Genomic DNA, 11,976 nt, shown 5'->3' with positions numbered 1-11,976 from the left:
GTCTGGGCCTGGTGGAACAGCGACAAGGCGGTGCTGCGCCAGCATGGCGCGATGCCCGTGACCGAGGCCGAGGCGCCCGATCTGGTGCGGATGGTGAGGCAACTCGCCGACAGCGCCGGGCTGCCGATGCCCGCCGTCTATGTGCTGGCGACCGAGCAGCCCAATGCCTTCGCCACGGGCAGGAACCCCGAGAACTCGGCGGTGGCGGTGACGCAGGGGCTGCTGCGGATACTCAGCCGCGACGAGCTTGCGGGGGTGATCGCGCATGAGCTGGCGCATATCAGGCACCGCGACACGCTGACGATGACGGTGACCGCGACGATGGCAGGGGCGATTGCGATGCTGGGCAACATCATGCTGTTCACCGGCAATCGCGACCGGCCGGGCGGGGCGCTGGGCGGCATCCTCGCCATGATCCTCGCGCCCTTGGCGGCGGTGCTGGTGCAGATGGCGATCTCGCGGTCGCGGGAATACGTGGCGGACCGCTCAGGGGCCGAGATCTGCGGCAACCCGATGGCGCTCGCCTCGGCGCTGGCCAAGATCGCCAATGCGGCGGGGCGGACGGTCAACATCCCGGCGGAACGCAACCCCGCCTCGGCATCGATGTTCATCATCAACCCGCTGGGGGCGCTGAAGATGGATCAGCTTTTCTCGACGCATCCCTCGACGCAGGAACGCATCGACCTGTTGGCGCAGATGCAGGTGGCACCTGTCGCCCGTAGTTCCGTTCCCCCGGTCCGCCGCGGATGACGCCAGATCCCACGCTGCGCGGCGAACGGATGGAGGGCGAGGCCGAGGACCGCGCCCTCCGCCCCCAGAAGCTGGAGGAGTTCATCGGCCAGGCCGAGGCCCGCGCCAACCTGCGCGTCTTCATCGACAGCGCCCGGATGCGGGGACAGGCGATGGACCACACGCTGTTCCACGGGCCTCCGGGGCTGGGGAAAACCACGCTGGCGCAGATCATGGCGCGGGAACTGGGCGTGAACTTCAAGATGACCTCGGGACCGGTGCTGGCGCGGGCGGGCGATCTGGCTGCGATCCTGACGAACCTCGAAGCTCGCGACGTTCTCTTCATCGACGAGATCCACCGGATGAACCCGGCGGTCGAGGAGGTCCTGTACCCGGCGCTGGAGGATTTCGAGTTGGACCTCGTGATCGGCGAGGGGCCTGCCGCCCGCACCGTCCGCATTGAGCTTCAGCCCTTCACGCTGGTCGGCGCGACGACCCGGCTGGGGCTGCTGACGACGCCCCTGCGCGACCGCTTCGGCATCCCGACGCGGCTGCAGTTCTACACCCACGAGGAACTGGACCAGATCGTTTCCCGCGGCGCCCGGCTGATGGGGATCAAGGCCGAGCCGGAGGGTACGTGGGAAATTGCCCGCCGCGCCCGTGGCACACCCCGGATTGCGGGCCGGCTGCTGCGCCGGGTGGTGGACTTCGCGCTGGTGGAAGGCGACGGGCGGGTGACGCGGGAACTCGCCGACATGGCGCTGACCCGGCTGGGGGTGGACGACCTCGGGCTGGACTCGGCCGACCGCCGTTACCTGACGCTGATGGCCGAGCATTACGGAGGCGGGCCGGTGGGGGTCGAGACGCTCTCCGCCGCGCTGTCGGAAAGCCGCGACGCCATCGAGGAGGTGATCGAGCCTTACCTTCTGCAACAGGGCTTGATCCTGCGCACGCCGCGTGGCCGGATGCTGGGGCATTTGGGATGGCGGCATCTGGGGCTGGACATGCCCAAGGCCGCGCAGGCAGGATTGTTCGATGAATGACGTGGAAAGCCGGCTGCGGGGCAGCTTTGCCCGGCAGACGATGATGCAGACGCTGGGGGCCGAGCTTGAGGAAGCCGCCGAGGGCCGCACCCGCATCGCCGCCCCGATCGCGCCGCATGTGCTGCAGCAGCAGGGCTTTGCCCATGCCGCGCTGGCTTTTGCCATCGGCGATTCGGCTGCGGGCTATGCGGCGCTGTCGGTCCTGCCGGAGGGGGCCGAGGTCGTCACCGTCGAGATGAAGATCAACCTGCTATCGCCCGCCGTAGGCGAGCGTCTCGTGGCCGAAGGGAGGGTGATCCGCCCCGGCCGCCGCATCGTCGCGGTGGCGTCAGACGTCTTCGCAGAAGGGGACAAGGGCCGCAAGCACGTCGCCACCCTTCTGGGCACCATGGTTCCGGTGGAACCATGAGCGGCTGGCCCCTGATCCTGCGCTATGCCGTGACCGCAATCGTCTTCGCCCTGACGATCTGGGCCTTCAGCACCGGGCACATGCTTCTGGCAGTCCTGGGGATCGGCGCCTGCATCTTCGTGTTCCAGCGGTTTTTCCTGTCGGACATCTGAAAGGTGCGGTGAAACCCCGCCATGCGGGGCAAGCCCGTGATCCCTTCGGGAAGGAGAAGACAGGGCATTGCCGATGCCATCGCCTCCTTGAAAAGAATGGTGGTGGAAGTCGGGGCGGGACCTCCCTGCGGCGTGACGGCGCAGGAGGACGCGAACCGAAGCCATCCGCTGTGCCGTTGACCTCCCGGCAAGGCGGGGTGACATGAGCGTAGGGCGGAGTTCCGCCCCACCATCCGCCGTGCGCAGGAGTTCATGACCACGCATTTCCCCCAGGGCGCCCGCATCGGGGTGCTGACGACCGAGCCGGTGGGCCTGCTCGACTATCTCTCGCCCGAGGGAGGCGTTCTGCTGGGGCAACTGGTCGTCGTGCCGCTGGGTCCGCGCCGGGTTCTGGGCGTAGTCTGGGGCAAGGGGATGGGCGACTTCGACGCGGCCAAGCTGCGGCCTATCGCGCGGCTGGTGGACGCCGCCCCCTTCGGCGAGGGGATGCTGGAGTTCATCGGGCGCGCCGCCGACTACACCCTGACGCCCTTGCCGGTGATGCTGCGGATGACGCTGCGCGCGCCCGATCTGGACCAGCCGCCCGCCGCGCGGCGCGTCGTCCACCGCGCGGGGCCTGCGCCCGACCGGATGACCGACGCGCGCGCCGCCGTGCTGCGGGTGATCGAGGAGCATGGCGGGGCGGGCTTCGCGCCCTCGGAACTGGCACAACTGGCGGGCGTGGGCACGTCAGTGGTGAAGGGATTGGTCGGCACGGGCACGCTGGTCGAGACCGAGGCGCCGAAGGATGTGCCCTATCCGCGCCTGGACCCCTCGCTGCCGGGCAAGCCCTTGGCGCCGGATCAGGCGGACGCGGCCGAGGCGCTGCGGACGGGCCTGCGGGGCGGTGGCTATGCGACGACGCTGCTGCGGGGCGTCACGGGGTCAGGCAAGACCGAAGTCTATCTTGAGGCCGTGGCCGAGACGCTGCGGATGGGCCGGCAGGCGCTGGTTCTGCTGCCGGAAATCGCGCTGTCGGCCGAGTTCATCGACCGCGTCGAGGCCCGCTTCGGCGCCCGTCCCGGCGAGTGGCACTCGGGCATCACCCGCACCGAACGCCGCCGGTTGTGGCACATGGCGGGCCGGGGAGAGGTCGGGCTGGTTGTCGGCGCAAGGTCCGCGCTGTTCCTGCCCTTCCGCGACCTCGGGCTGATCGTCGTCGATGAGGAGCACGACGGCTCCTACAAGCAGGACGAAACGGTGCACTACAACGCCCGCGACATGGCCGTGCTGCGCGCCAGCATCGAGGGGGCGCAGGTGGTGCTGGCCTCGGCCACCCCCTCGATCGAGACCTGGGTGAACGCGGCCACGGGCAAGTATCGCCGCGTGGACCTGCGCGCCCGCTATGGCGAGGCGGAACTGCCCGAGATGGCCGCCATCGACCTGCGGAAAGAGGACCTGCCCTCGGGGCGCTGGATCTCGCCCACGCTCGGCCGGGCAGTGGACGAGCGGCTGGAGCGGGGGGAACAGTCGCTTTTGTTCCTCAACCGCCGGGGCTATGCGCCGGTGACGACCTGCCGGGCCTGCGGTCACCAGATCGGCTGCGACGACTGCGACGCGCGGATGGTCGAGCACCGCTTCCAGCGGCGGCTGATCTGCCACCAATGCGGCGCGTCGAAGCCGATCCCGGTTGCCTGCCCCGCCTGCGGTGTCGAGGGAAAGCTTGCCGCCATCGGCCCCGGCGTCGAGCGGCTGGGCGAAGAGGTGGCCGAGCGTTTCCCCGGCAAGCGGGCGGTGGTGCTGTCCTCGGACCTCTACACCTCGGCCCGGGCGTTGAAGGAGACGATCTCGAACATCGCGGCGGGGGATGCCGACATCATCATCGGCACCCAGATCGTGGCGAAGGGCCACAACTTTCCCCTGCTGACGCTGGTCGGGGTGATCGACGCGGATCTCGGGTTGCAGGGCGCGGACCTGCGGGCGGCGGAGCGGTCCTTCCAGCTGATGCGGCAGGTCGCGGGGCGGGCCGGGCGGCAGGCGGGCGACCGGCCGGGACTGGCGCTGCTGCAGACCCACCAGCCCGAGCATCCGGTGATCCGCGCGATCCTGTCGGGCGACGACGAGGCCTTCTGGAACGCCGAGGCCGAATCCCGCCAAGCCGCCCGGATGCCGCCTTTCTCGCGCTTGGCCGGGATCATCCTGTCCCATCCCAATCAGCCGGTGGTCGAGGCCTATGCGCAGGAACTCGCCCGCCGCGCCGCGCCCCTTTCCGAGATCGGGGCCGAGCTGTTCGGCCCCGCGCCTGCCCCCATCGCCCGGGTGCGGGCGCGCTATCGCGTGCGGATGCTGGTGCGTACCCCCCGTCAGGCGCCGCTGCAACCGGCCATCGCCGAGTGGCTGGCGGCCGCCCCCAAGCCGCCCACGAACCTGCGGCTGGCGGTGGATATCGATCCGCAGAGCTTTCTGTGACTGCTCTCCGATTGCCGGCGCACCACGGGGTTGCACGATTGAAGTGGCTATTTGGGCCGGAAAGAAGCCACTCCGGTTCTTCTTTCCGGCCCAGATACCCCTAGGGTATGGGGCAGAGTCCCACGTCAGGCGCCGCTTTCGGCCAGCACGGATTCCAGCACGGGGGCAAGGCAGGTGGCCCAGAGTTCCTGCCCTTCGGCGTCGCGGATCAGGTCGTTCCTGACCTCGACCAGCAGGTTCGGGCGGCCATGCGCCAGCGCGTGGGTGTCGATCGAGTCGCCCTGCAGGTGGCCGCTGTAGGGCTTGTTGTCGCCGGTGATCCATCCCTGCGCGCGGCAGGCGCGGACCATGGCGGGGCCGAGCCGCTCGTCGCGGTGCGAGTAGAGGATGCCGACAAGCCACGGGCGCGGCGGACGGCCCTTCAGTTGCGGGGTGAAGCTGTGGACGGCGCAGATCGCCCGCGCGGGATGGGCGGCGGCCAGCCGGGCGAGTTCCCGGTGATAGGGGCGGTAGAGACGGTCGAGCCGGCGTTCCCGTTCCGCCGCATCTGCGCTGCGGTTCGCCGGGATCACCGTGCCGTCGTAAAGCCGCATCAGCAGGGTCGGGTCGTCCTCGCCCCGGTTGGGGTCGATCACGAGGCGCGAGAAATCCGACCGCACCATCGGTGCGCCCAGCCTTTCAGCCAGCGCCGAGGCAAGCCCCGCCGCGCCCACGTCATAGGCGATGTGCCGCGCCATGTCCTGTGCGCCGATCCCCAGGTCGCCGCCGTTCACCCATGGCGGCACGCGGTTCGTCGCGTGGTCACAGGTGACAAGCCAGCGCGAGGGGCGGGTTTCTCCCTCGATGGTGAAGGGCGGGGCGTCGATCGGATCGCTGTCATGCGCGTTCATGATGGGGGCGGTATACGTCCCGCGGCAGGACCGCGCCAGTTGCCCGTTCCGCAAGGGACGGCTAGACGATAGCGCAAACATGACGGCAGGCAGGGGAAACAGGCAGATGAGACGACACCGCAACGTGAAGATCGTGGCAACGCTTGGCCCGTCGTCGAGCGATCTCGCGACGATCCGAGCGCTGTTCGAGGCGGGCGCGGACGTCTTCCGCCTGAACATGAGCCACGGCGATCATGCCGACCAGAAGGCCCGCTATGACGCCATCCGCGCCATCGAGGCCGAGCTTGGCCGCCCCATCGGCGTGCTGGCCGACCTGCAGGGGCCGAAGCTGCGGGTCGGCGTCTTCGCGGAAGGCGGCCATGAGCTTGAGGAAGGCCGACCGTTCCGCTTCGACCTCGATCCCGCGCCGGGGGACGGCCAGCGCGTCCAACTGCCCCATCCCGAGATCTTCGCGGCGCTGAAGGTCGGCTCGCGCCTGCTGGTCAACGACGGCAAGATCCGCCTGCGGGTTCAGCACTGCGGGCCGGATTTCGCCGATTGCGTGGTGACGGCGGGCGGGCCGATTTCCAACCGCAAGGGGGTCAATGTCCCCGACGCGGTGCTGCCGCTCAAGGCGCTGTCGGAGAAGGACCGGGCCGACCTGGAATTCGCCTGCGGCCTGGGGGTGGATTGGCTGGCCCTGTCCTTCGTCCAGCGCCCTGAGGACGTGATCGAGGCGCGCGAGCTGGCCAATGGCCGCGCCGCCATCCTGTCCAAGATCGAGAAGCCCGCGGCGGTGGAATGCTTCGCCGAGATCCTGAAGGTCTCGGACGGGATCATGGTGGCGCGCGGCGACCTTGGCGTCGAACTGCCGGTCCATTCGGTGCCGCCGATCCAGAAGCGGCTGGTCCGCGCCTGCCGGCAGGCGGCCAAGCCCGTGATCGTGGCGACCCAGATGCTGGAATCCATGATCGAAAGCCCGATGCCCACCCGGGCCGAGGTCAGCGATGTCGCGACCGCCATCTACGAGGGCGCCGATGCCATCATGCTGTCGGCCGAATCCGCCGCCGGGCGCTATCCGGTCGAGGCGGTGCAGACCATGGACAGCGTCGCCCGCTCGGTCGAGACGGACCCGACCTATCGCATGATCATCGACGGTTCGCGCGGCACCGACAACCGCACCAGCGTGGCCGATTCGATGGCCGTGGCGGCGCGCGAGATCGCCGAAACCACCGACATCGCCGCGATCTGCGCATATACCCAGTCCTCGACCACCGTGCGGCTGGTCGCCCGCGAACGCCCCAAGGTGCCGATCATCGCCATGAGCTCGGAACGCGACGTGCTGCGGCGCATGTCGCTGATCTGGGGCGCGCATTGCGTGTTGACGCCGCAACTGGAACGCTTCAAGCGGGCCGTGCTCAATGCCGTGGAGGCCGCGCAGGAGTTCGACTTCGCCGACAGCACCCGCAAGGTCATCGTGATCGCGGGGGTTCCGTTCAACATCGCGGGCTCCACCAACATTCTTCGCGTTGCATCCTGCGACGAGCTGTTGCTATCCAGCACGGACCCTGAATAACGGCGCACCCGCGCCCCTCACGAGTTGCAAGGCATGTCCGACATCCTCATCCTGCTGGGCACCGCGTCGATGGCGGTGTCGGTCATCCTGGCGATTGCCGCGCTGGCGCGGACCGAACCGCCGCGCGGAGCCGCCATCGCCTTCGTCTTCGGGCTGGCGGCGCTGTTCGCAGGCGCCTGGCTGGATCCGACGCCGTTCCGCGTGCAGGACCTGGGGCTGGCCTGGCAGAGGCTTCTGAGCGGCCAGATCCGGCTGTAAGGCCGGCTTTTCCCTTGCCATCCGGGCCGGACGCCGCTATCAGGCGCGCTTCGACATCCGCGCGGCCGGCCCTATGGCATTGCCGAGTCGCGCGTTCACTCTGACTCCAGGAGAAGAAAATGCCGAAGATGAAGACCAAGGCCGCTGCGAAGAAGCGGTTCTCGATGACGGCCAGCGGCAAGGTCAAGGCCGGCCCGGCGGGCAAGCGTCACGGCATGATCAAGCGTTCGACGAAATTCATCCGGGACGTGACGGGGACGATGATCCTGTCCGACCAGGACGCGAAGATCGTCAAGAAATACATGCCCTACGACCGCTGAGAGGATCTGAACCATGTCCCGCGTTAAATCCGGCAAGGTCACCCACGCCCGCCACAAGAAGGTCCTTGACGCTGCCAAGGGCTATTACGGCAACCGTTCGCGCAACTTCCGCACCGCCACCCAGGCCGTGGACAAGGCGCTGCAGTATGCCACCCGCGACCGCAAGACCCGCAAGCGCAACTTCCGCGCCCTGTGGATCACCCGCATCAACGCCGCCGTTCGCGCGGTGGATGCCGAGATGACCTATTCCCGCTTCATCGCCGCGCTGTCCAAGGCCGGGATCGAGGTGGACCGCAAGGTTCTGGCCGACCTGGCCGTGCACGAGCCCGAGGCCTTCAACGCCATCGTGGCCCAGGCGAAAGCCGCCGCCGGCGCCCCGGCCCAAGCCGCCGCCTGACCCGTCCGGCAGGACAGGATTACAGGAACCCGCGCCCCGGCGCGGGTTCTTTCGTTTCCGGCATCAGCGCCAGATGTCCTTGTCCACGCCGCGCCCGGCAAGCTCGGGATGGGCGGACAGGTGGAACTCGGGCCGCCGTCCCATGCGGCGCTGGACGACATAGTCGCGGGTGATCCGCGCCACGATCCCCGACAGGGCCACGATGGCGATCAGGTTGATCGTCGCCATCACCCCCATCGAGGCGTCGGCAAAGTTGAAGACGGTCGTGACCGCCTGCAGCGCCCCCCAGATCACCATGCCCAGCACGGCCAGCCGCAGCACGAAGATTCCCCGATCGCCGAAGCCAAGGTAGACCAGCGCGTTTTCCGCATAGGCATAATTGCCGATGATCGAGGTGAAGGCGAAGAACAGGATCGCCAGGCCCACGAAATAGATGCCCGTCGGCCCGAAATGCTCGCCCAGCGCGGCCTGCGTCAGCGCGACCCCGGTCAGTTCGGCCGAAGGCACCGCGCCCGACAGCAGGATCATCACGGCGGTCGCCGTGCAGACGAGGATCGTGTCGATGAAGACCCCCAGCGACTGCACGAAGCCCTGCGCCGCTGGATGATGCGGATCAGGCGTCGCCACCGCCGCGATGTTCGGGGCCGAACCCATCCCGGCCTCGTTGGAAAACAGGCCCCGCTTGACCCCGTTCAGCATCGCCGCCGCCATCCCGCCCGCGACCCCGCCGGCCACGGGTTCCAGCCCCAGCGCCTGCCGGACGATATGGCCCAGCACGGCGGGCACCTCGGAGAGGTTGGTGGCGAAGATCCAGGCCGCGGCCAGCAGATAGGCCCCGGCCATGAAGGGCACGATCAGCTCGGCCGCCTTGGCGATCTGGGGAATGCCGCCGAAGATGATGATCGCCGTGAAGAAGGCCAGCGACACGCCGGTGACCCAGCGCGGCACGCCGAAGGTTTCCCAGGCCTCGGCGATGGAATTGGCCTGCACCGCCTCGAACACCAGTCCGAAGGAGATCAGCAGTGCCACCGCGAAAAGCGCGGCCAGCCAACGCAGCCGCAGCCCCCTGGCGATGTAGAAGGCGGGCCCCCCGCGGTACATCCCGTTCGGCCCGTGCACCTTGTAAAGCTGCGCCAGCGCCGACTCCGCATAGGCCGTGGCCATGCCGACCGTCGCCACGACCCACATCCAGAAGACCGCCCCCGGTCCCCCCAGCGTGATCGCGACCGCCACGCCCGCGATGTTGCCGGTGCCGACCCGGCTGGCGAGGCTGACCGACAGCGCCTGGAAGGGCGAGATCCCGTCCGCGTCCTTTTTCGTCCGGCCGAAGGTGCAGCGCAGCATCTCGCCGAAATGGACGAACTGGATGAAGCGCAGGCGGATCGTGAAATAGATGCCGACCGCGATCAGTCCATAGATCAGCACATAGTTCCAGATGACGCCATTGATCGCGTCGATGAAGCTGTCCAGCATGGATCTCTCCTGTCCCGGACCTCACGCCGGCGTGACATCATGCGCGATGCGGTGCAACGGTTCCCTGCATTCGGAGGTTGGGGCCGTATGAGGATAGATCGCCTGCCGCCCCGTGTCCCGCTCGCCACGCGCCCGCTCGGCATCATGGGGTCGGCGCTGACGGCCCGGCGCAACCTGCTGGAACTGATTCCCGAACTCGCCCTGCGCCAGCCGATGGTCTCGGGCAGGCTGGGCATCCGCTGGCACATGGTCATGGACCCGGATGCGCTGCGGCGCGTCCTGAAGGACCGGGTCGAGGATTACCCCAAGTCCACTGTCACCAAGCTGCTGCTGGAACCGGCCATCGGCGACAGCCTGTTCATCGCCGAAGGGGCGGAATGGCGCTGGCAGCGGCTGGCCGCCGCCCCCGCCTTCGCCGCCCGCAACGTCGAGGCGCTGGCCCCGGTGATGACCGCCGCCGCCGAGGCCTCGGCCGCCCGCATCAAGGCCGCGGCCCAGCCCTTCGACGCTTATGCCGAAATGATCGCCGCCACCTTCGACGTCATCAGCGACGTGACCTTTTCCGGCGACAACGCCTTTGACCGCGATGCGGTCCACCATGCGATCAACGGCTATATCGCCTCGACCGGGCGGGTGTCGCTGCTGGACGTGCTGGGCGCGCCGCCCTGGCTGCCGCGTCCGGGCCGGATCTTCTCGGGCAAGGCGCTGAAGCAGACCAAGACGCTCGCCGACCGGGCCATCGCCGAACGCGCCCGCCGCGGTCCCCGCGTGCCGCCCGACCTGCTGGACCTGCTGCGCTCGGGCGTGGACCCGGAAACGGGTCGGTCGATGAACCCCTCGGAACTGCGGGACAACCTGCTGACCTTCATCGTCGCAGGGCACGAGACGACGGCGCTGACGCTGTCTTGGGCGCTTTACCTTTGCGCCTTCGACCCTGCCGTGCAGGCTCACGCCGCGGCCGAGGCGCAGGCGGCTGGCCCCCGCATCACCGCCGACGACTTGCCGCGCCTACCCTACATCCAGCAGATCGTGCAGGAAACGCTGCGGCTTTACCCGCCCGCGGCCTTCCTGTCCCGGACGGCGCGGAAAGCCGACACGCTGGGCGGCCGCCAGATCCAGCCCGGCGACACCGTCATGCTGCCGATCTACGCCCTGCACCGCCACAAGCTGCTCTGGGACAACCCCGACGCCTTCGACCCCGGCCGCTTCGCCCCCGGCATGGAACGCGACCGCTTTGCCTTCCTGCCCTTCGGCGGCGGCCCCCGCATCTGCATCGGCGCCAACTTCGCGCTGCAGGAGGCCGCGATCATTCTCGCCACGCTGCTGTCCCGCTTTGACTTCGCGCTGGTCCCCGGCCGCGACCCGCGCCCGCGGATGATCCTGACGCTCCGCCCCGAGGGCGGCGTCTGGCTGCGCGCCACGCCGCGCTAGAAACCGCGCGTCCCCCGTGCTAACCCCGCCCCGCAATTCCCGCGAGGCTCCCGATGACCGATCCCGACAGCTTGCGTTCCACTTGGCTTGCCCGCGTCGCCGAGGCCGAAGGCGTCACGGCGCTGGAGGAGGTCCGCTTGGCGGCCTTGGGCAAGAAGGGCGAGATCGCGCTGATGATGCGCGAGTTGGGCCGCATGACCCCCGAGGAGCGGCAGACCAGCGGCGCCGCCCTCAACCGCGTCAAGGACGAGATCGACGCCGCCCTGCGCGCCCGCAAGCTGGCGCTGGAAGACGCGGCGCTGGACGCGCGGCTGGCGGGCGAATGGCTGGACGTCACGCTGCCCGGCCGCCCGCGCCCGGCTGGTACCATCCACCCCGTCTCCCAGGTGATGGACGAGGTCACTGCGATCTTCGCCGACATGGGATTCGCCGTGGCCGAAGGCCCGCAGGTCGAATCCGACTGGTACAACTTCGACGCCCTGAACATCCCGCCCGAACACCCCGCGCGGCAGGAGCATGACACCTTCTTCATGGCGCGGGCCGCAGGCGACACCCGCCCGCCCCATGTCCTGCGCACCCATACCTCGCCTGTCCAGATCCGCGCGATGGAGGCGATGGGCGCCCCCATCCGCATCATCTGCCCCGGCCGCGTCTATCGCATGGACATGGACCAGACCCACACGCCCATGTTCCACCAGATCGAGGGGCTGGCGATTGGCAAGGGCATCTCGATGGCCAACCTGAAATGGACGCTGGAAGAGTTCTGCCGCGCCTTCTTCGAGGTGGACGAGGTCGAACTCCGCTTCCGCGCCTCGCATTTCCCCTTCACGGAACCCTCGGCCGAGGTGGACATCCGCTGCGACTGGTCCGG

Annotated in this window: 13 protein-coding genes; 11 read left to right on the top strand and 2 right to left on the bottom strand. The window is 68.9% G+C overall.

Annotation, left to right across the window (positions count from 1 at the left end; genetic code table 11):
- The 5 genes from Q4F04_RS12525 to Q4F04_RS12505 form a co-directional block, all read left to right on the top strand.
- Window positions 1-750, top strand: a 750-nt coding sequence (locus tag Q4F04_RS12525; protein ID WP_303370155.1) for a M48 family metalloprotease, incomplete at its 5' end; no start/stop codon positions are given.
- Complete coding sequence (gene ruvB, locus Q4F04_RS12520) at window positions 747-1,772, top strand: Holliday junction branch migration DNA helicase RuvB (protein WP_303370154.1); 1,026 nt, start codon at window positions 747-749, stop codon at window positions 1,770-1,772. The genes Q4F04_RS12525 and ruvB, both read left to right, overlap by 4 nt.
- On the top strand, window positions 1,765-2,181 hold the full coding sequence (locus Q4F04_RS12515; protein WP_303370153.1) for a PaaI family thioesterase: 417 nt from the start codon (window positions 1,765-1,767) through the stop codon (window positions 2,179-2,181). The genes ruvB and Q4F04_RS12515 overlap by 8 nt, the downstream gene beginning before the upstream one ends.
- Window positions 2,178-2,333 carry a hypothetical protein gene (locus tag Q4F04_RS12510; RefSeq protein WP_303370152.1) on the top strand — a complete coding sequence of 52 codons (156 nt, stop codon included), beginning with the start codon at window positions 2,178-2,180 and terminating at the stop codon, window positions 2,331-2,333. Before Q4F04_RS12515 ends, Q4F04_RS12510 begins: the two co-directional genes overlap by 4 nt.
- Window positions 2,334-2,585: 252 nt before the next feature.
- Window positions 2,586-4,781 (top strand): primosomal protein N', encoded by a 2,196-nt coding sequence (locus Q4F04_RS12505; RefSeq protein ID WP_303370151.1) that lies wholly within the window; start codon window positions 2,586-2,588, stop codon window positions 4,779-4,781.
- Window positions 4,782-4,906: 125 nt separating this feature from the next.
- Here Q4F04_RS12505 and Q4F04_RS12500 read toward each other — a convergent pair whose 3' ends face one another.
- On the bottom strand, window positions 4,907-5,647 hold the full coding sequence (locus Q4F04_RS12500; protein ID WP_303370156.1) for an N-formylglutamate amidohydrolase: 741 nt from the start codon (window positions 5,645-5,647) through the stop codon (window positions 4,907-4,909).
- 130 nt (window positions 5,648-5,777) lie between these two features.
- Here Q4F04_RS12500 and pyk point away from each other — a divergent pair, with 130 nt between their 5' ends.
- From pyk to rplT, 4 genes are all read left to right on the top strand, one after another.
- Window positions 5,778-7,226 (top strand): pyruvate kinase, encoded by a 1,449-nt coding sequence (gene pyk, locus Q4F04_RS12495; RefSeq protein WP_303370150.1) that lies wholly within the window; start codon window positions 5,778-5,780, stop codon window positions 7,224-7,226.
- Between the two features lie 33 nt (window positions 7,227-7,259).
- Window positions 7,260-7,484, top strand: coding sequence for a hypothetical protein (locus tag Q4F04_RS12490; RefSeq protein ID WP_303370149.1), 225 nt, complete (start codon window positions 7,260-7,262; stop codon window positions 7,482-7,484).
- A 119-nt stretch (window positions 7,485-7,603) separates the two neighbouring features.
- Window positions 7,604-7,804, top strand: a complete 201-nt coding sequence (rpmI, locus tag Q4F04_RS12485) for a 50S ribosomal protein L35 (protein WP_090751848.1) — start codon at window positions 7,604-7,606, stop codon at window positions 7,802-7,804.
- A 13-nt stretch (window positions 7,805-7,817) separates the two neighbouring features.
- Window positions 7,818-8,201: a 50S ribosomal protein L20 gene (rplT, locus tag Q4F04_RS12480; RefSeq protein WP_303370148.1), complete on the top strand. Its 384-nt coding sequence runs from the start codon at window positions 7,818-7,820 to the stop codon at window positions 8,199-8,201.
- Between the two features lie 63 nt (window positions 8,202-8,264).
- Here the strand turns inward: rplT and Q4F04_RS12475 are convergent, their stop codons facing one another.
- Window positions 8,265-9,674, bottom strand: a complete 1,410-nt coding sequence (locus Q4F04_RS12475) for a sodium:alanine symporter family protein (protein ID WP_303370147.1) — start codon at window positions 9,672-9,674, stop codon at window positions 8,265-8,267.
- A gap of 87 nt (window positions 9,675-9,761) precedes the next feature.
- Here Q4F04_RS12475 and Q4F04_RS12470 point away from each other — a divergent pair, with 87 nt between their 5' ends.
- On the top strand, window positions 9,762-11,105 hold the full coding sequence (locus Q4F04_RS12470; protein ID WP_303370146.1) for a cytochrome P450: 1,344 nt from the start codon (window positions 9,762-9,764) through the stop codon (window positions 11,103-11,105).
- Window positions 11,106-11,158: 53 nt separating this feature from the next.
- On the top strand, window positions 11,159-11,976 hold an 818-nt coding region (pheS, locus tag Q4F04_RS12465; RefSeq protein WP_303370145.1), incomplete at its 3' end, for a phenylalanine--tRNA ligase subunit alpha.

Origin of the sequence: Paracoccus sp. (in: a-proteobacteria) (genome assembly GCF_030536915.1) — a bacterium.
In the GTDB taxonomy this organism is placed as follows: domain Bacteria; phylum Pseudomonadota; class Alphaproteobacteria; order Rhodobacterales; family Rhodobacteraceae; genus Paracoccus.
This window is presented reverse-complemented; position numbering and strand designations above follow the sequence as displayed.

What these genes read in the sequence shown, in the direction of transcription:
- Q4F04_RS12510 (WP_303370152.1), top strand. Translation starts at nt 2,178, where the DNA reads ATGAGCGGCTGGCCCCTGATCCTGCGCTATGCCGTGACCGCAATCGTC.
- Q4F04_RS12470 (WP_303370146.1), top strand. Translation starts at nt 9,762, where the DNA reads ATGAGGATAGATCGCCTGCCGCCCCGTGTCCCGCTCGCCACGCGCCCG.
- rplT (WP_303370148.1), top strand. Translation starts at nt 7,818, where the DNA reads ATGTCCCGCGTTAAATCCGGCAAGGTCACCCACGCCCGCCACAAGAAG.
- Q4F04_RS12490 (WP_303370149.1), top strand. Translation starts at nt 7,260, where the DNA reads ATGTCCGACATCCTCATCCTGCTGGGCACCGCGTCGATGGCGGTGTCG.
- Q4F04_RS12505 (WP_303370151.1), top strand. Translation starts at nt 2,586, where the DNA reads ATGACCACGCATTTCCCCCAGGGCGCCCGCATCGGGGTGCTGACGACC.
- Q4F04_RS12515 (WP_303370153.1), top strand. Translation starts at nt 1,765, where the DNA reads ATGAATGACGTGGAAAGCCGGCTGCGGGGCAGCTTTGCCCGGCAGACG.
- ruvB (WP_303370154.1), top strand. Translation starts at nt 747, where the DNA reads ATGACGCCAGATCCCACGCTGCGCGGCGAACGGATGGAGGGCGAGGCC.
- rpmI (WP_090751848.1), top strand. Translation starts at nt 7,604, where the DNA reads ATGCCGAAGATGAAGACCAAGGCCGCTGCGAAGAAGCGGTTCTCGATG.
- Q4F04_RS12475 (WP_303370147.1), bottom strand. Translation starts at nt 9,674, where the DNA reads ATGCTGGACAGCTTCATCGACGCGATCAATGGCGTCATCTGGAACTAT.
- pyk (WP_303370150.1), top strand. Translation starts at nt 5,778, where the DNA reads ATGAGACGACACCGCAACGTGAAGATCGTGGCAACGCTTGGCCCGTCG.